The organism is Azotobacter tropicalis, from assembly GCF_059739045.1.
The window spans coordinates 1,866,023-1,883,557 of the sequence record NZ_AP046059.1; the positions used below are offsets into that span (position 1 = coordinate 1,866,023).

A 17,535-nucleotide genomic window follows, 5' to 3' on the forward strand; every position below is an offset into this window, starting at 1 on the left:
CCGAGTTGTGGGACAATCCGCGCCCAGCCCACCACCAGCCTCCTGCAATGCCGAGCAAGAACCCGCCGCAACGGCCCAGCCCGCTGCACCCGCGCAACCGTCACCAGGGCCGCTACGACTTTCCCGCGCTGATCCGCCGCCACCCGGCGCTGGCCGCCTTCGTGATCCTCAACCCCTACGGCAAGAAGAGCATCGACTTCGCCGACCCGGAGGCGGTGAAGGCCCTCAATCGCGCGCTGCTCGCCGACCATTACGGCATCCGCCACTGGGACATCCCGCCCGGCTACCTGTGCCCGCCGATTCCCGGCCGCGCCGACTATCTGCACGGCCTGGCCGACCTCCTGGCCGCCGAGCACGGCGGCAACATTCCGCGCGGCGCGGCCCTGCAGGTGCTGGACATCGGGGTCGGCGCCAATTGCATCTACCCGCTGATCGGCCATCGCGAGTACGGCTGGCGCTTTCTCGGCGCCGACATCGACCCGATCGCCCTGGCCTCGGCCGAGACCATCGTCCGCGCCAATGGTTTGGAAGGCGCCGTCCGGCTGCGCCGCCAGGCCGATCCGGCGCACATCTTCCAGGGCCTGCTGCAAGCCGACGAGCGCTTCGACCTGAGCCTCTGCAACCCGCCCTTCCATGCCACGGCCGAGGACGCCACCCGTGGCAGCCAGCGCAAGTGGCGCAACCTCGGCAAGCTCGATCCCAGGCGCAAGCTGCCGCTGCTGAACTTCGGCGGCCAGGGTGCCGAGCTGCACTGCCCCGGTGGCGAGGCCGCCTTCGTCGGGCGGATGATCGAAGAAAGCGCAGGGTTCGCCGGACAGGTCTGCTGGTTCAGCAGCCTGATCTCCAAGGTCGCCAACCTGCCTGCCGCCCAAGCCGCGCTGAAAAAAGCCGGAGCCTGCGAAGTGCGTGTCGTGCCCATGGCCCAAGGACAGAAGCAGAGCCGCTTCATCGCCTGGACCTTCCTCGCCGCCGAAACTCGCCGGCGCTGGCGGGACGAACGCTGGAAGGCCGCACACCAAGGACCTGTCCAGGCCTGACCCTGCTCGACCCACCCGCGCTGCCGACGGCACGGCAACGGCGCCCGGCGAGCGGAGGCAGCGCCTTACACTTCACGGACACGCCCGTCGTCGCTTGGCATCGGCGCCTCATGACGCAAGGCGAATCGATAGCGGCGGCAGGCAGGGCTGTACAGGCACAGGTTGTGACCGAAGAGGCGCAACAGGTAGATCGAGCCGAACGCCTGGTAGCCCAGGCGGAAGCAGGATTTGAGCGAGTCGAGGTTGGTCGACTCGACATAGGAAACGATCCCCCGTGCGCCCTCCTCCATATAACACTGCAGCGCCCGGTTCATGCCGATGGCGTGCAAGCGCTGCCCGCGATAGCGGGGGTTGGTCAGCCCCTTGTACATGTAGACATAATCCGGGTCGAAATCGAGCAGCATGTCCGGCGGATTGATGCGGGTCGGCTGGCGCGAATACCAGCCGTAGGCGGCCAGATTCTCACCATCGAGGATCGCATAGCAGCGATCGCCCTTGGCCAGGGCCTCGTCGAGAAAGCGGCCGTCGAGTTCGTTCTGCGGGTCGCGGGCGAAGTGGCGCAGCTGTTTCTCGTCGAGAAAGCCCGGCGTGTAACTAGCCGGACAAACGAGGAACGCCGGATCGACCTTGAGCAGCAGAATGCCGCGCAAAATTTTGAACAAAGCCAGATGATTGATGCCTTTCATCAGCAGCAAATGAAGAGTATGAGCAGGCCCCACCTGTTGCAGTTTGCGGCGTAGCCGAGTGACATAGCCATTCTGTTGCACGCTTTCCATGATAGCCTCATCACGCTTTCAAAAAATGTAGAAGTTACGACTCCAAAGACCGGGAAGTTTACGAATATTGTCAATCTGACATTTTATTTGTGAATGCTGCTGTTTGGCTCTCGAACACTCGAGCAGCATTCCTCATTGACTCTAGCTGCAAGTTTCAAAAACGAATATACATACACACATATCTGCTCTGCAGGCCAAAAGCATGCAGCCTGCCAGGATGCGCGGCATTGGTGGAGAGAGCGCCTTCATGCCGGGCCAGTTCTGCATGCGTTATGACCGACGCCCCCCAGGCCCTGTATGGCCCCAAGCCCATGAGAACATAGTGCCCTCACAGCGGAACACACTGAAATATCGGCTTATAGAAAATCCACTGCTCGAGTGGTGAGAAGAGCACCTAAGAGCTGCGTACGCTTTAGCATACGAACAAACCAACATATATCGATAATCAGTCAGCCCTGCCAACCAACTTGACAGATAAAAGACCACGAACCTTTCCTTTGATAATCTTGAAGCTTCCCTTTATGCCAAACCTCAATCTATTTACTTCCATGATCGAGAAAAGCTCCAATTAACCGTACGGCATAATTTTCGACGACAAGGCCGGCCGAGAGTCCGCCCCTGGCAGATAATTGCGTCCGATGAAGTTCTTTCGTGGAATGCAGGCACTGATACCGAACCTATAATTTCAAATCGCAATCCATTGAACGCAACGGAATCGATAAGCCCAAAGACTTACATTTTCTCGGCGAATACCGGGACGCTGACGGCTCATATAGCCCAGGGTGGGGATAGACGCTTTAACCGCTTCTGACCGGGTCAACAAGCCCTTGGCACGACAGACGCCTACCCGGCGCAACCGCATCCGGCAACGCGCCTGCGATTGCCCCCGTACGAGAAACCTCGCCTCATCGAGTGCGTATCAGCAGCGGACCGCTTCACGCCGAGATGAAGAAGGCCTCCGACCGGAAATACGGGCCTTTGCAGCCGCGCTGCCGTGGTTGTGCCGATGCCTGCCCTTAAAAAACGGTTACGTTTGCACGCTTAGCGGCACCGCGGCGCTGCCGTAACATGAAGCGCTCTTTCTCATCCATCGGTCGTTCATGGACCCCACTTGTCGTCAAGCGCTCCGCCCACCCGGAACGCACCTCCGCACCGGACCGGCCCCGCTCCATTCTCCTGCCACAGTCCTCGCGCCCGCGCTTCCCACTCCCGTGCCGGAAGACCGCAGACGCCCCGTCTCCTCCACAACGAAAAAGGTGACCGCCCATGGAATGGCTGGCTGACCCCACGGCCTGGCTGGGTCTTCTGACCCTGATCGTGCTGGAGATCGTGCTCGGCATCGACAATCTGGTCTTCATCGCCATCCTCGCCGACAAGCTGCCGCCCGAGCAGCGCGACCGCGCGCGGATCATCGGCCTGTCGCTGGCGCTGCTCATGCGCCTGGGCCTGCTGGCCAGCATCTCCTGGCTGGTGACCCTGACCGAGCCGCTGCTCGCGCTGTTCGGCAAGAGCTTCTCCGGGCGCGACCTGATCATGCTGTTCGGCGGCCTGTTCCTGCTGTTCAAGGCCACCATGGAGCTGCACGAGCGCCTCGAAGGCCATGCCCATATCCAGTCCGGCAGCCGGACCTACGCCCGCTTCTGGCCGGTGGTGGCGCAGATCGTGGTGCTCGACGCGGTGTTCTCCCTGGACGCGGTGATCACCGCCGTCGGCATGGTCGAGCAGCTGGGAGTGATGATGCTCGCCGTGGTGATCTCCATCGGCCTGATGATCGTCGCCAGCAAGCCGCTGACCGCCTTCGTCAACGCCCACCCCACGGTGATCATGCTGTGCCTGGGCTTTCTGCTGATGATCGGCCTCAGCCTCACCGCGGAAGGCCTGGGCTTCCATATTCCCAAGGGCTACCTGTACGCGGCGATCGGCTTCTCGATCCTCATCGAGCTGTTCAACCAGCTCGCCCGCTGGCGCCGCAAGAAGCAGTTGCAGGGCCGGCACACGCTGCGTGAGCGCACCGCCCACGCGGTGCTGCGCCTGCTCGGCGGGCAGCGGCTGGAAGCCGAGGAGGTCGGCGAGGAGATCGCCGACATGCTCAAGGGCGACGAGGCCGGCACCGCGCTGTTCGGCCGCCGCGAACGGGTGATGATCAGCGGCGTGCTGCACCTGGCCGAGCGGCCCATCGCCAGCGCGATGACCGACCGCATGCAGGTCGACCACATCGCCCTCGACGCCGACGAGGCGCAGATCCGCCGGCAGCTGCTCGACTCAGCCCACTCGCGGCTGGTGGTGGCACGCACCGCCGCCATCGACGAGCCGCTGGGCTACGTGCACAAGAAGGAACTGCTGCGCGCGCTGCTGCAGGACGAGCATCCGGACATCGAGCGGCTGGTGCGCCAGCCGCTCAACCTGCCGGACGGCTGCTCGGTGCTCAACGCCGTCGAACAGATGCGCCAGGCCTCGACCCACGTGGCCTTCGTGGTCAACGAGTTCGGCCATTTCGAGGGCCTGCTGACCCTCACCGACATCCTCGAGGCGATCGCCGGCGAACTGCCGGATGCCAGCGAGATGCAGGGGCCGGACGTGATCGAGCGCGACGGCGTCTACGAAGTCAGCGGCGCCATCGGCCTGGCGCTGCTCGGCCGGCGCCTGGGCTTCCAGGCCCAGGCCACCGACGACTACCAGACCCTGGCGGGCCTGGCCATGAGCCTGCTCGACCGCCTGCCGGCGACCGGCGACGAGCTGACCTATCGCGGCTGGCGGCTGAAGGTCAGCGAAGTGAAGGAGCGGCGGATCACCCGCATGCTGCTGCAGCCGCTCCCGGCCTGAGCGGTCAGCGCTGGGTGCCGCGCCGGCGCCGCTCGGGCCAGCTGTCGGCGGCATGGGCCCACAGGCGGCGGTCCTTCAGCTCGGCGGTGCGGATGTAGCGCGGCGCACCGCCGACCTCCTCCAGTTCGGTCATCCCGGCCAGTTCGTCGACCACGCGATAGCGCTTGCCGACCCGCTTGTCCTCCAGGGGATAGAGTTGGGCGATCTGTTGGACGAGTTCGGTCAGGGTGGACATACCACAGGGCTCCGCTTTGCGATGGCAGCTATTTACAGAAAATTGGTTACGGTTCCGCGACAGGGCGGCCAGTGCACGCTGCTGGTGCGACAAACCGGCCGGCCCCGCCGATTTGCAGGACCGGGCCGGCATTAAGCATATTTGATGCCATTTACGTAGAAACTGACTCAGGGCACGGCAAAGCGCCTTTCCAGGCTGCTGTAGCCCAGGCCCACCCCTTTGCTCACCTTGAGCTGCACCGGAATGCGCTCCTTGAGGGCCTCGACGTGGCTGATCACGCCGATGGTCTTGCCGCTGGCGTTGAGGCTGTCCAGGGCATCCAGGGCGATCTCCAGGGTTTCGCCGTCGAGGGTGCCGAACCCCTCGTCGAGGAACAGCGAGTCGATGCTGGTCTTGTGGCTGACCAGATCGGACAGCGCCAGCGCCAGCGCCAGGCTGACCAGGAAGCTCTCGCCGCCGGACAGGGTACGGGTGTCGCGGGCCGCGTCGCCCTGCCAGGTGTCGACCACCTCCAGCTCCAGCTCGCCGCCGGCCCGGCGCGCCAGCTGGTAGCGGCCGAGCAGGCGCACCAGCTGGCGGTTGGCCAGCCAGATCAGGTGGTCGAGGGTCAGGCCCTGGGCGAACTTGCGGTACTTATCGCCCTCCTTCGACCCGATCAGCCCGTTGAGGTGCTGCCAGAGGTCGTACTCGCCCTGACGCTGCTCGATCTCGGCGAACAGCGCCTGCCGGCTTTGCCGGCGTTCGTCGTCGGCGGACAGTGTGGCGCGGATCTCGCCCTGGCGCTGGGCCAGGCTCCTGAGCTGCTCGACCAGCGCCTGCAGCTGCGCCGCCAGCTCGCCGGCAGACAACTCGGTGGCCGGCGAGGCACGCAACTCGGCCAGCGCCTGCTCGGCGGCAACGCGCAAGGCCAGGGCCTCGGTCTGCGCCCGCTCCAGGCGGCCCCTGAGGGCCTGCAACCCGGTGTGCTCGGCCTCATCGAGCCGCGCGGCGAGAAAGGCCGCTTCGTCGGCGAAGGGACTCTGCGCCAGTTGCGTCAGCCAGTCGCTGGTGCAGGCCCCGAGTTGCCGGCGCTGCCCCTGCAGCGCCTCGTCCAGCGACTGCAGCCGACCGCCCAGTTCGTCGACCGAGCGCCGCGCCGCCTGCAGAGCGGCCTCCGCCTCGTCCAGCGCCGCCTGCGGCTCGTCGACCGCCAGCGGCGACCGCCCGGCCTCGCCGAGCGCCTGCCAGCGCTGTTGCCAGAACGCGGCCTGCACCTCGCCGCTCTCGACCGCGCGGCCCTGGAGCGCCAGACTGGACTCCAGCTGCCGCAGCCGCTCCTGGTCCGCCTGCCAAGCTTGCCACTCGGCCTCGCGGGCGACGAGCCAGCGCTCGCCGTCATCCTCCGGCAGCGCATGACCGAAAGCCTGCAGCTCGACGGTCAGAGCCTGTTCGAGATGCGCCAGCCGGCCGCGCAGCGTCGCCAATTGCCCGTCCAGCTCCTGCAGCAGCTCGCGGCCATTGCACTGGCGCTGGGCCAGCACAGCGATGGCCTGCTCTCGCTCGGCACAGCACTTGTCCCAGCGCTCACGAGCCTGGCGTGCCCGCTCCTGCTCCGCCTTGGCGGCATCCAGACGCTCAAGGCGACGGGTCATGGCCTGCAGCCGCTCGTCCTGCCGGCTGCGGTAATCGGCCAGCGCGGCGGCGTCGGCCAGCTCGCTCCCCAGCGTCCGGCAGCCCTGGCGCCAACGCTCGGCCAGTTCGCCCGACTCGCCCCGCACATCACCCTCTTGCAAGGCCAGTTGTTCGAGCCGTGCCGTGACGCTCGCCAGTGCCCGATCCGTTTCGTTGGCCTCGGCCTGGCAATGCTCCAATTCGACCTGACAGGCCTGTAATTCGCGCTCGGTCTGCGACAGGTCCAGCGCCTGATAGGCCGTGATCGCCGGATGCTCGCAGGAACCGCACAACGGACAAGCCTCATCCGGCTGCAGCTGGCGACGATAAACCTCCAGCTCCTGGATACGACGCTCCTGGGCCTGCAGCCGGAGCTTGTCGGCAACCTGCGCCTTCAGCTCGTCGCAACGCTGGCGCAACCGCTCGCCCTGGTGGCGAAACTGGCCTTGTCGCTGCAGCAGAGTCGCCTGTTCGGCGGCCATCGGTTCGAGACGCTCCGCGAGGCGCCGGCGCTGCCGCTCGATCTCCTGCAACTGGACCAGCGCCTGCTGCTGCTCGTGCAGACCTTGCCATTGCGCGCGCAACTCGTTCTCCGCGCAGCCCTGCAGCAGCGCATCGAGCTGCGCCGAAGCCAGGCGCTCACCGTCGCGTGCGGCCGCCAGCGCCGCCTGCCCATCGCGCTGCGCGAGCGCGGCGGCCTGCTCCTGCGCCACCAGCTCGGCCAGCGCCGCCTGGTAGCGTTGCCGCTTGCGTCCGGCCTCGCCGATTGCCGCAAGCTCCTGCCGGCGCCGCTCGAACTGCCCACGCCAGGCAGCGAGGCATTCCCCCAGCCCGGCATGCCGCGGCTGCGCAGCCAGGCGCTCCTGCAGTTCCTGCTGCTGCCGGCGCAGGACGGACTCCTTGGCGCGGGCGGCCTCGGCGATCTGTCCGGCAGCCTGGCTGGCCTGCCACAGCCGCAGGCCGACTTCCGCCACAGCCTGCTGGCGCTCGCCGAGGATCAGCTCGCGGCTGCGCTCGCTCTGCTGCAGTTGCTGGCGGGCCTGCAGCCAGGCCTGATAAGCCGGTTGCAGGCGCAGTGCCGGCTCGCCGGCGGCCAGCCGGGCCAGCTGCGGCGCAGCCTCGCCCAAAGCCTGCTCGGCTGCCCGGCAGTTTTCGCCGGCCTGCGCCTGATGGGCTTCGGCCTGGGCCAGGCGATCCAGCCACTGGCGCTGCGCCTGCAACTCATCGTGGCGCGCCCGCAGCGGCGCTTCCCGGTCGGTCAGGTCGGCGGCTTCGGCGAGCAGCTCGGCGCGTTGCCCCTCGTCGAGCAACTCGACGCCGCCGGCCTTGGCCTTGAGCAGTTCGAGCGCCTCTTCGGCCTGCTTGGCATGGGCATAGACCCGCCGGAGATCTGCCCGTAGATCTCGGTGCCGGTGAGCTGTTCGAGCAGTTCGGCGCGGCTCTTCGCGTCGGCCTCGAGGAAGGCGGCGAAACCGCCCTGGGCGAGCAGCATGGAACGGGTGAAGCGCGCGAAGTCGAGGCCGGTGAGCGCCTCGATCCGGGCAAGCTTGTCGCCGACCTTGTCGGCGAGGATGGTGCCGTCCGCTGCGGCCAGCTCCACTTTCGGAGCTTGCAAGGTGCCATCGGCCTTGTCGCGGGCACGGCGCTGGCTCCAGAAGGCCCGGTAGCCCTGCCCCTTGACCTCGAACTCCACCTCGGCCAGGCACTCGGCGGTGTGCCGGGTCATCAGCTCGTTGGCTTCCTTGGAAACCTTGTCCATGCGCGGCGTGCAGTGGTAGAGGGCCAGGCAGATGGCGTCGAGCAGGGTGGTCTTGCCGGCGCCGGTCGGCCCGGTGATGGCGAACAGGCCGTTGTCCTTGAACGGCGCTTCGCGGAAATCGATCTTCCACTCGCCCTTCAGCGAGTTGAGGTTCTTCAGGCGCAGGCTGAGGATCTTCATGTCCGCTCCTCCCGCAGCTCGTCGAGCACCTGGCGGTGCAGGCCGCGCAGGCGCCCGGCCAGCGCCTCGTCCAGCGCCTCGCCGGCCAGGCGCTGCTCGAACACCTCTTCGGGGTGCAAGTCGTCGAGGGTTTCCTGCGCCTCGCGCTGCAGGCGGGCGGCGGCACCGCCGCGCTCGCGGCGGATGCGCAGCACCTCCACCGGCAGCCCCACGCAGAGGGCGGCGATGCGCGCCGGCAGATCGGGCAGGTGCTCGTCGGTGGCGACCTGCACCTCCAGCCACACCGGACACTCGGCGCTGCCCTGCGCGGCCGCCTCGGCGATGGCGCCAGCCAACTCGGCAAGGGCGCCGCGCAGCGCGACCAGCGGCTGGAAACGGGGCACCGGCAGCGGCGTCACCGCCTCGAGGCCGTCCGCGTGCAGGTCGACCAGCAGCACTTCCTTCTGCTGGCGCGCCTCGTCGAAGGACAGCGGGATCGGCGAGCCGCTGTAGCGGATGTGCTCCCGTCCGCCGACCTTCTGCGGGCGATGGATGTGGCCGAGAGCGATGTAGGCCGCCGGCGGGAAGGCGTCGCTGGGAAAGGCCTCCAGACTGCCGACGTAGATCTCCCGCACCGACTCGCTGGCGCTGGCGCCGACGGTGGTCAGGTGCCCCGTGGCGACGATCGGCAGGGTGCCGCCCGGCTCCGCACGGCGCGCCTCGGCGAGGGCGAACAGCGCCCGGTAATGTTCGCGGATCGCCGCCTGCAGCGCCTGCAGCTTGTCGCCGGCACTCTGCCCGGCCTCGCTTTTCAGCACGTCGCGCGGGCGGATGAAGGGGATCGCGCAGAGCAACGCCCCCGGCGAGCCGTCGCGCCGCGGCAGCACCAGGAGCTGCTCGGCCGGGTCCGCCGCCACTCCCGGGATCACCCAGGTGTCCAGGCAGGCCAGCAGGTCGCGCGATTCGCCAAGCATGGCCACCGAGTCGTGGTTGCCGCCGAGCACCACCAGCCGCGCGCCGGTCTCGCGCAGCGCGACGATGAAGCGGTTGTACTGCTCGCGGCATAGCTGGGCGGCGCACCGCTGTCGAACACATCGCCGGCGACGATCAGCGCGTCGACCGCGTGCTCGCGCACCTGCTCGATCAGCCAGGCGCAGAAGGCCTGGTGCTCGGCCTGGCGGGTCTTGCCCATGAAGTGCTGGCCGAGATGCCAGTCGGAGGTGTGCAGGAGGCGCATGGCGGTCCGTCGTCCGGAAAAAGGCGGGGCACCTTGGCACCTCCCCGCCCTGACTGGCAAGCCCGAATGCGCCTGTCCGCTATCAGTCGGCCGTGTGCTGCCGGACCTCGTCGTCGCGCCAGGCGAAGTCCAGCGTTTCGTCGCCGGCCATGCGCTGCAGGTGCTCGGCGACCACCTGCTGGAAACGCTGGACCTGCTCGGCGTCGCTCGCCTGCAGGCGGATCTCCAGTTGCCCGTCGCCCGCCTGCAGCAGGCAGTGCCCCAAGGGCAGCCGGATCTCGCCCTGCCGCTCGTCGAGGCTGACGGGAAACTTGTGCGCCCAGTGCTTGCACAGGCGCCGGATCAGGCGGGGCGGGTCCTGGGTGGCGATGCGGGCGGATGAAACGGCCATGGCGGTACTCCTCGGCAGGTCGGCCGGGCGCGCCGGCCAGCGGTGAATGTCAGGCGATGCTCTCGACGATCCCGCCTTCCACGCGCAGCGCCGCGCCGGTGGTGGCGCTGGCCTGCGGCGAGGCGGCGTAGACGCACAGGTGGGCGACCTCCGCCGGCTCGGCGAAGCGCCGCAGCAGGCTCGACGGGCGATGGCGCTGGATGAACAGCCGCTCCATTTCCTCCGGGGTGACGCCCTCTTGGCGGGCCAGCTCGGCGATGAAGGCGATCACCCCCTCGGTGCGGGTCGGCCCCGGCAGGATGCTGTTGACCGTCACCCCGCTGCCGGCCAGCACCTTGGCCAGGCCGCGCGAGACGCCCTGCAGCGCCGTCTTGCTGACCCCGTAGTGGACCATCTCGCCGGGAATGTTCAGCGCCGACTCGCTGGAGATGAACTGGATACGCCCCCAGCCGCGGGCCTGCATGCCCCGGGCGTAATGGCGCGACAGGCGGATGCCGCTCATCACGTTGACCTGGAAGATCTCCTCCCAGTCCTCGTCGCCGAGCTCGAAGAACTCCTTGGCGCCGTAGATGCCGAGGTTGTTGACCAGGATGTCGGCCTCCGGCTCGGCGGCGATCAGCGCCTGGCAGCCGGCGGCCGTGCCCAGGTCGCCGGCCACGCCGCGGGCCGAGGCGCCGCCTTGGGTGTCGCGCAGCTGCGCCAGGGCCGCGTCGACCCGGGCCTGCTCGCGGCCGTTGACGACCACGGTGGCGCCGGCCTCGGCCAGCCCGCGGGCGATGGCCAGGCCGATGCCGCTGGTGGAGCCGGTGACCAGGGCGGTCTTGCCGGACAGATCGATGATCATGGGAAGCTCCTTGTTGTCGGTGCGGTTAGTCGAAACGGAAGGCCGACAGGGTGGTTTCCATCACCCGGTCGGAGAACACCCGCCGGCCGCGTCCGTCGGCCGCCGCGCCGGCGACCACCATGAGCGGCAGCAGGTGCTCCTCGGCGCGCGGCGGATGGCAGAGCCGCGCCGCCGGCGCCGCCTCCCAATGCGCCAGACGCGCCGCGCGCTCGGCCGGCGCGGCCTCCACCGAGGCGCTCAGCCAGCGGTCGAACTCGTCGGACAGCGGACCGAAGCGCGGATCGCCGTAGCCGCGCATGTTGTGGAAGCTCATGCCGCTGCCGACGATCAGCACGCCCTCCTCGCGCAGCGGCGCCAGCGCGCGGCCGGCCGCGAGGTGCGCGGCAGGATCCAGGTCGCTGCGCAGCGACAGCTGCACCACCGGGATGTCGGCGGTGGGGAACATCAGCTTCAGCGGGATGAACGTGCCGTGGTCGAAGCCGCGCAGCGCATCCTGACTGCAGGGCAAACCGGCCGCGCCGAGCAGGCCGGCGACCCGGGCGGCCAGCGCCGGATCGCCGGGCGCGGAATAACGCAGCTCGTAAGTGTGCAGCGGAAAGCCGTAGTAGTCGTAGATCAGTCCTGGCTGGCGGGCGCCGGTAACCGCGAACGCCGGCTCCAGCCAGTGTGCCGAGACCATCAGGATCGCCCGTGGCGGCTGTGGCAGCGTGCCGGCGACTCCGCGCAGGAAGGCGGCCATGGCATTCCAGGCATCCGGCGGATTCCAGTCCATGAAGAAGCAGGGACCGGCGCCGTGGGGCACGAACAGGGTCGGCTGGATGGCTTCGCGGGCGGACATGGGCGGGCTCCTAAGCGGTAAGTGGCAAGGAGTATGGACCTGCGCCTGGCAACGGATAATCTGCCAATCCGCAGCAGCAATTCTCACTAAGGGTAGGAAATGACCATGCTCGACCGCATCACCGGCATGCGCGTCTTCGTCCGTGCCGCCAGCGCCGGCAGCCTGTCCGCCGCCGCCCGCCGGCTGGAGATGTCGCCGGCCATGGCGACCAAGCACGTGGACGCCCTGGAGCGGCGCCTCAGCCTCAAGCTGTTCCAGCGCAGCACCCGGCGCCTGGTCCTCACCGACGCCGGCAGCCAGTACCTGGAGACCTGCCAGCGCCTCCTCGGCGAACTCGACGAGGCCGAGGCGGCGCTGCTCTCGCAGCGGGTCGAGGCCAGCGGCCTGCTGCGCATGAACGTGCCGCTGAGCTTCGGTAACCGCTTCATCGCCCCGCTGCTGCCGGCCTTCACCCGCCGCCATCCGGCAGTGCGCATCGAGCTGGGTCTGACCGACAGCCAGGTCGATCTTCTCGAGGGCCGCTGGGACCTGGCCGTGCGCGTCGGCCGGCTCGCCGACAGTCCGCTGCAGGCGCGCCGCCTCGGCGACTGCCCGACGCTGGTCTGCGCCGCGCCGGACTATCTCGACCGGCGCGGGGTGCCGCGGCGGGTCGCCGATCTCGGCCAGCACAACTGTCTGGGCTATACGCTGTCGTCCTGGGGCGGCAGCCGGGAATGGGCCTTCGGCCGCGACGGCAGCGTGCGCGTGGCGGTTTCCGGCGACCTGGCGGCGAACAACGGCGAGGCCCTGCTGGCCGCCGCGCTCGGCGGCCAGGGGCTGATCTACCAGCCGCTGTTCATCGTCGCCGAAGCCCTCGAGCGCGGCGAATTGGTGCCCCTGGAGCTCGACCATCCGCCGCATCCCTTGGGCGGCATCCATGCCCTCTACCCGCCCGAGCGCCGCCCGCCGGCCAAGGTCCGGGCGATGCTCGACTACCTGGTCGAGGCCTTCGCCGCCCGCCCGGCGTGGGTACGCTGAACGGCACCCAGCCGGCGACTTGGCTATGGTGATGGACAGGGACAGTGCATCCCGTTGCCACGGTAGCCGCCCATGACCCGCCTGCACGACCTGAAGATCTACCTCAAGGCCAATCTCTGGCTGATCCCCATCCTGCTGCTGATCGGCGTCCTGTTCGTCCTGGCCATCGATCCGGCCCCGCCGACCCGCCTGAGCCTGGCCACCGGTCCCGAGGGCGGCGGCTACCAGGCCTTCGGCGAGCGCCTGAAGGCCCGCCTGGCCGAGGAAGGCATCGAGCTGGAGCTGGTCGCCACGGCCGGTTCGCCGGACAACCTCCGGCGCCTGCTCGCCCCGGACAGCGAGGTGCAGATCGCCCTGGTGCAGAGCGGCACCGAGCAGCAGCTGACGGCGGAGGAGCGCCGCCGCCTGCACGGGCTCGGCGCGCTCTACCAGGAACCGCTGTGGCTGTTCCAGCGCTACGGCCTCGACATCCGCGAGCTGACCGAGCTGCGCGGCAAGCGGGTCGGCATCGGCCAGGACGGCAGCGGCACCCAGGCGGTGGTCCTCGCCCTCCTCGCCGCCAACGGCCTGGCCCGGGAGCCGGGCTGGCTGGCGCTGGGCGGCCGGCAGGCGAGCGCCGCCCTGGACGACGGCCATCTGGAGGCGGCCTTCTTCGTCGGTCCGCCGGGAAATCCCCTGATCCAGGCGCTGGCGCTCAATCCCGCCCTGCGCCTGGCCGACCTGCGCCGCGCCGAGGCCTACCAGGCGCATTTTCCCTTCCTCAAGGCGCTGCCCCTGCCGGAGGGCGTGCTCGATCTGGCCAGCAACAGCCCCGACCGGCCGCTCACCCTGCTGTCGCCGATGGCCACCCTGGTCGCCAACCGCAGCCTGCATCCGGCGCTGACGCCGCTGCTGCTGGAAAGCGCGCGGCGGATCCTGCAGCCGGGCAGCCTGCTCGACCCGCCGGACAGCTTCCCGCGCCCCGAGCCGAGCAGCTTTCCCCTGACCAAGGAGGCCGACAGCTACTACCGCACCGGCCTGCCCTACCTGCAGCGCTTCCTGCCGTTTCGCATCGCCTCGGTGATCGACCGCTACATCGTGCTGCTGATCCCCGCCCTCGCCATCCTGCTGCCGCTCGGCAAGCTGGTCTCGCCGCTCTACGAGTGGCGCATGCGCGCGCGGACCTACCGCTGGTACCGGCATCTGCACGAGATCGACGCGCGCATCCACGACGGCAGCATCCGCGGCCACGAGGCGGAGGAAATCGCCCGGCTCGAGGAGATGGAGAAACGCCTCGGCCGGGTCGAGCTACCGCTGTCTTTCTCCCACGAGCTGTACACCCTGCACCTGCACGTGCACTACATGATCGAACGGCTGCGCGGGCTCGCCGGCGAGGAACCGCCGCCCGGGGAAACGCTGCGGCCGCAGTGAACTCGCCGCCCTGCCGTCTCCCGAACCTTGCGCGCTGCCCCCCTGGCCGGGTTATATGCGTGGATCGTCTTCGAATCCTGCAAAACAAACTTAATGAAGAGGCCCGCGTATATGACCCGAACCAGCCATATCGACCTGTTGATCTGCGATTGCGACGGCGTGCTGATCGACAGCGAAATCATCACCGGCCGCGTGATCCGCGAGGCGCTCGCCGCGCTGGTGCCGGAACATGAGCTGGACGTGCAGCTGGCCGGCACCTTCGGCCTGCAGAGCCGCGACATCATCGCCCGGGTCGCCGCGCATTTCGGCCTCGACCTGCCGGCCGACTTCCATCCCAACGTGCGCCGCCGCGCCGAGACGATCATCCGTGCCGAAGTGCAGGCGATCGCCGGCGTGCGCGAGGCACTCCATGCCATCGACCTGCCGCTGGCGATCGCCTCGAACAGCCAGCACGAGGCGGTGCGCCACGCGCTGGAACGCACCGGGCTGACCGGGCGGGTCGACGTGGGCGTGTTCAGCGCCGATCGGGTCAGGCGCCCCAAGCCGGCACCGGACATCTACCTGCTGGCGGCCAGCACGGCAGGCGTGGACCCGCAGCGTTGCCTGGTCGTCGAAGACAGCGCTACCGGAGCCACCGCCGCCCTCACCGCCGGCATGCAGGTGATCGGCTTCCTCGGCGCCAGCCACATTCCGCCCGAGCAGGGCGAGATCCTGCGCGAATTGGGGGTCGAGCACCTGCTGCACGACATGCGCGAACTGCCGGCGCTGGTCGAGAGATTGCGCTACCTGGACCTTGCCGAAACCTCCCTCTGACCCCGCACCGCCACGCCCTCCTCCCGCCGGAGAGAGGGCCGGCGGAGCCCCGGCCCTGCGCCTCTCCCTCGCCCCTTCGCCTGACGAGCGGCGACCACCTGCTACAGTTACAGAACATCCCGACATGGAGAGCGAACGATGTTCACGATCAGCACCACTCTTGTCCTTGCCCTACTGGGCTGCGCCTTGATTGCCAGGAAGCTGTATCTGCATCACTGGATGCGAGCGAGGGCGTCGCATCGTCTCGACGGCACGCCGGACGACCTGTGGGCCCGCCAGGAAGCTGCCGCACAGGAGCAGGCCTGGCATCACCTGCAGCAGCTGGAACGGGCGGCGAGCCGGAAGAAAAGACGCTAGCCAGACCGCGAAAAGCCCGCAGGACGCGGGCTTCGCTCTTTGCACGACCCGCCTGCGTGCTTCTATAGGGCAGGCCGAACCCGCACCCCGCCATCCGCCATCCGCCATCCGCCATCCGCCATCGACGACCGGGCGCTTTTGCCGGAGCAGCGCCGCGCACCTCGGGTAAACTTCCGCGTCCCTTCCTCCACTGCCCGAGACCGCCGTGCCGATACGCCACTGCATCGTTCACCTGATCGAGAAGAAACCCGACGGCAACCCCGCCGTGCTATATGCCCGCGATTCGACGCTGGCCGATTCGCAGGCCCTGGAGAACCTGCTCGCCGACCTCAACGACAGCTACAACGCCAAGCAGGGCAAGGCCTGGGGGCTGTTCCAGGAGGAATCCGGCGCCTACCCCTTCAGCGGCTGGCTGAGCGCCTACCTGGAGGGCGGCAGCGACTTCGCCGCCTTCAGCCGCCAGGCCGTGGAGCACCTGAAGACGCTGATGGAGGAGTCCAACCTGTCCACCGGCGGCCACGTGCTGTTCGCCCACTACCAGCAGGGCATGACCGAGTACCTGGCCATCGCCCTGCTCCACCACAGCGAGGGGGTGGCCGTCACCGACAGCCTCGATGTCGCGCCGGCCAAGCACCTGGACCTCGCCCAGCTGCACCTGGCGGCGCGGATCAATATCTCCGAGTGGCAGAACAACAAGCAGTCGAAGCAGTACATCTCCTTCATCAAGGGCAAGAACGGCAAGAAGGTCTCGGACTACTTCCGCGACTTCATCGGCTGCCGCGAGGGCGTCGATGCGCCCGGCGAGACGCGCACCCTGCTCAAGGCCTTCAGCGACTTCGTCGAGAACGAGGACCTGGCCGAGGAAGAGGCCCGCGAGAAGACCAGCGCACTGGTCGACTACGCCAGCGCCCAGGCCCGCCTCGGCGCACCGATCGCCCTGGAGGAGCTGTCCGGGCTGATCGACGAGGAACGCCCGCGGGCCTTCTACGAGCACATCCGCAACAAGGACTACGGCCTGGCGCCGGAAATCCCGCCGGACAAGCGCACCCTCAACCAGTTCCGCCGCTTCACCGGGCGCGCCGAGGGCCTGTCGATCAGCTTCGAGGCGCACCTGCTGGGCTCGCGGGTCGAGTACGACGAGGCGCACGACACCCTGACCATCCGCCAGTTGCCGAGCCAGCTGAAGGACCAGCTCAAGCGCCGCCAGGAGCAATAGCCGCCGGGGCGCGGCTCAGCGCGCCTCGACGCGGAACCCCAGGCGCGGCAGGTGCACGTGCAGCAGCCCGGCGCGCGGGTCCTCGCGGCGCAGGATCAGCTCCTCGAGGCCGGCATGCAGCAGTTCGCCCTCCACCGGCTCGACGCCGTAGTCGGTGGCGGCGACGACCACCCGCTGGCCAATGCGCCAGTTGGTTCCCTCGATATCCGCCTCGGCCGGCAGCGGCGCCGGGGTCGCCGCGCGGGCGATCTCGATGGCCTCGGCCGCGGACAGCTCGCTGCACGAGCCATGGCCGAAGTCGAGCACCCGGTCGAGCCAGAGAGCCACCGCCGGCCAGGCATCGACCAGCACGGCGGTGAGCGGCATGGCGCGCAGCAGCCAGAGCGGGTGGGCCACCGCGAAGTCGGCCAGCGAGGGCTCGCCGAACAGGTAGTCGCCGTCCGCATGCGCCAGCTGCCGCTCCAGCCAGGCCATCAGGATCGGCCACTGCTGACGGGCCTGCTCCAGCGGCAGGCGGTCGAAGACGCCGCCGCTGAACAGCGCGGCGCGGTCCTCGATGAAGGCCTTGAGCTCGCCCGGCGGCGACTGGGCGAAGCGCTGGGCGACCGCTTCGGGCTGGAAGGCCAGGCTCGCCGCATGCAGGAACAGCTGGCCGTCGGCCCAGGCGGCAAGGCCGGCGACATTGAATTCCTGGCCCTCCGGCAACAGCGCCGGGGTGGCCTTCTCCGCCTCCAGACGCCGGGCGATCAGCGCGCTGTCGCAGTAGATGTCGGCGCCGACCTGCAGCACCGGGGTACGCCGGTAGCCGCCGGTCAGAGCCAGCAGGTCGGGCTTGGGCATCACCCGCGGAATGGTTACCGAGCGCCAGGACAGTTGCTTGAAGCCGAGGATCAGGCGCACCTTTTCGGCGAACGGCGAACTCGGGTAATGGTGCAGGACGGGCTCGTGCATCGCGACCTCCTCCGGGGTGAAG

At 68.7% G+C, this 17,535-nt stretch carries 13 protein-coding genes and 2 pseudogenes; 7 read left to right on the plus strand and 8 right to left on the minus strand.

Annotated elements, in window-relative coordinates:
• Nucleotides 1-47 precede the first annotated feature (47 nt).
• A complete protein-coding gene (gene rlmF, locus Atro_RS08735; protein ID WP_497927260.1) occupies nucleotides 48-1,037 on the plus strand; it encodes a 23S rRNA (adenine(1618)-N(6))-methyltransferase RlmF in 990 nt (329 codons plus the stop codon).
• Nucleotides 1,038-1,102: 65 nt separating this feature from the next.
• On the opposite strand, the gene Atro_RS08740 is transcribed toward rlmF, so the two are convergent.
• Nucleotides 1,103-1,813 (minus strand): GNAT family N-acetyltransferase, encoded by a 711-nt coding sequence (locus Atro_RS08740; protein ID WP_497927261.1) that lies wholly within the window; start codon nucleotides 1,811-1,813, stop codon nucleotides 1,103-1,105.
• Nucleotides 1,814-3,079: 1,266 nt separating this feature from the next.
• Between Atro_RS08740 and Atro_RS08745 the strand changes: the two genes are divergently transcribed.
• Complete coding sequence (locus tag Atro_RS08745) at nucleotides 3,080-4,636, plus strand: TerC family protein (RefSeq protein ID WP_497927262.1); 1,557 nt, start codon at nucleotides 3,080-3,082, stop codon at nucleotides 4,634-4,636.
• A gap of 4 nt (nucleotides 4,637-4,640) precedes the next feature.
• Here Atro_RS08745 and Atro_RS08750 read toward each other — a convergent pair whose 3' ends face one another.
• The 6 genes and pseudogenes from Atro_RS08750 to Atro_RS08775 all read right to left on the minus strand — a co-directional run bounded on the left by Atro_RS08750 (nucleotide 4,641) and on the right by Atro_RS08775 (nucleotide 11,749).
• Nucleotides 4,641-4,871, minus strand: coding sequence for a hypothetical protein (locus Atro_RS08750; RefSeq protein WP_497927263.1), 231 nt, complete (start codon nucleotides 4,869-4,871; stop codon nucleotides 4,641-4,643).
• A gap of 167 nt (nucleotides 4,872-5,038) precedes the next feature.
• Nucleotides 5,039-8,460, minus strand: a pseudogene (locus Atro_RS08755) (AAA family ATPase).
• Nucleotides 8,457-9,676: pseudogene (gene sbcD / locus Atro_RS08760) on the minus strand (exonuclease subunit SbcD). Before sbcD ends, Atro_RS08755 begins: the two co-directional pseudogenes overlap by 4 nt.
• Before the next feature lie 82 nt (nucleotides 9,677-9,758).
• Entirely contained in the window at nucleotides 9,759-10,067 is a 309-nt protein-coding gene (locus Atro_RS08765) for a DUF2218 domain-containing protein (RefSeq protein ID WP_497927264.1), read from the minus strand.
• A gap of 49 nt (nucleotides 10,068-10,116) precedes the next feature.
• A complete protein-coding gene (locus Atro_RS08770; protein WP_497927265.1) occupies nucleotides 10,117-10,911 on the minus strand; it encodes an SDR family NAD(P)-dependent oxidoreductase in 795 nt (264 codons plus the stop codon).
• Nucleotides 10,912-10,936: 25 nt separating this feature from the next.
• On the minus strand, nucleotides 10,937-11,749 hold the full coding sequence (locus Atro_RS08775) for a DODA-type extradiol aromatic ring-opening family dioxygenase (RefSeq protein WP_497927266.1): 813 nt from the start codon (nucleotides 11,747-11,749) through the stop codon (nucleotides 10,937-10,939).
• Between the two features lie 105 nt (nucleotides 11,750-11,854).
• Here Atro_RS08775 and Atro_RS08780 point away from each other — a divergent pair, with 105 nt between their 5' ends.
• The 5 genes from Atro_RS08780 to yejK all read left to right on the plus strand — a co-directional run bounded on the left by Atro_RS08780 (nucleotide 11,855) and on the right by yejK (nucleotide 16,562).
• Nucleotides 11,855-12,766 carry a LysR family transcriptional regulator gene (locus Atro_RS08780; RefSeq protein WP_497927267.1) on the plus strand — a complete coding sequence of 304 codons (912 nt, stop codon included), beginning with the start codon at nucleotides 11,855-11,857 and terminating at the stop codon, nucleotides 12,764-12,766.
• A 72-nt stretch (nucleotides 12,767-12,838) separates the two neighbouring features.
• Nucleotides 12,839-14,176 carry a TAXI family TRAP transporter solute-binding subunit gene (locus tag Atro_RS08785; RefSeq protein ID WP_497927268.1) on the plus strand — a complete coding sequence of 446 codons (1,338 nt, stop codon included), beginning with the start codon at nucleotides 12,839-12,841 and terminating at the stop codon, nucleotides 14,174-14,176.
• A gap of 111 nt (nucleotides 14,177-14,287) precedes the next feature.
• Nucleotides 14,288-14,989 carry an HAD-IA family hydrolase gene (locus Atro_RS08790; RefSeq protein WP_497927269.1) on the plus strand — a complete coding sequence of 234 codons (702 nt, stop codon included), beginning with the start codon at nucleotides 14,288-14,290 and terminating at the stop codon, nucleotides 14,987-14,989.
• A gap of 138 nt (nucleotides 14,990-15,127) precedes the next feature.
• Nucleotides 15,128-15,346 carry a hypothetical protein gene (locus Atro_RS08795; RefSeq protein WP_497927270.1) on the plus strand — a complete coding sequence of 73 codons (219 nt, stop codon included), beginning with the start codon at nucleotides 15,128-15,130 and terminating at the stop codon, nucleotides 15,344-15,346.
• A 205-nt stretch (nucleotides 15,347-15,551) separates the two neighbouring features.
• Nucleotides 15,552-16,562: a nucleoid-associated protein YejK gene (gene yejK / locus Atro_RS08800; protein WP_497927271.1), complete on the plus strand. Its 1,011-nt coding sequence runs from the start codon at nucleotides 15,552-15,554 to the stop codon at nucleotides 16,560-16,562.
• Nucleotides 16,563-16,577: 15 nt separating this feature from the next.
• Here yejK and Atro_RS08805 read toward each other — a convergent pair whose 3' ends face one another.
• Nucleotides 16,578-17,513: a glutathione S-transferase family protein gene (locus tag Atro_RS08805; protein ID WP_497927272.1), complete on the minus strand. Its 936-nt coding sequence runs from the start codon at nucleotides 17,511-17,513 to the stop codon at nucleotides 16,578-16,580.
• Nucleotides 17,514-17,535 lie beyond the last annotated feature (22 nt).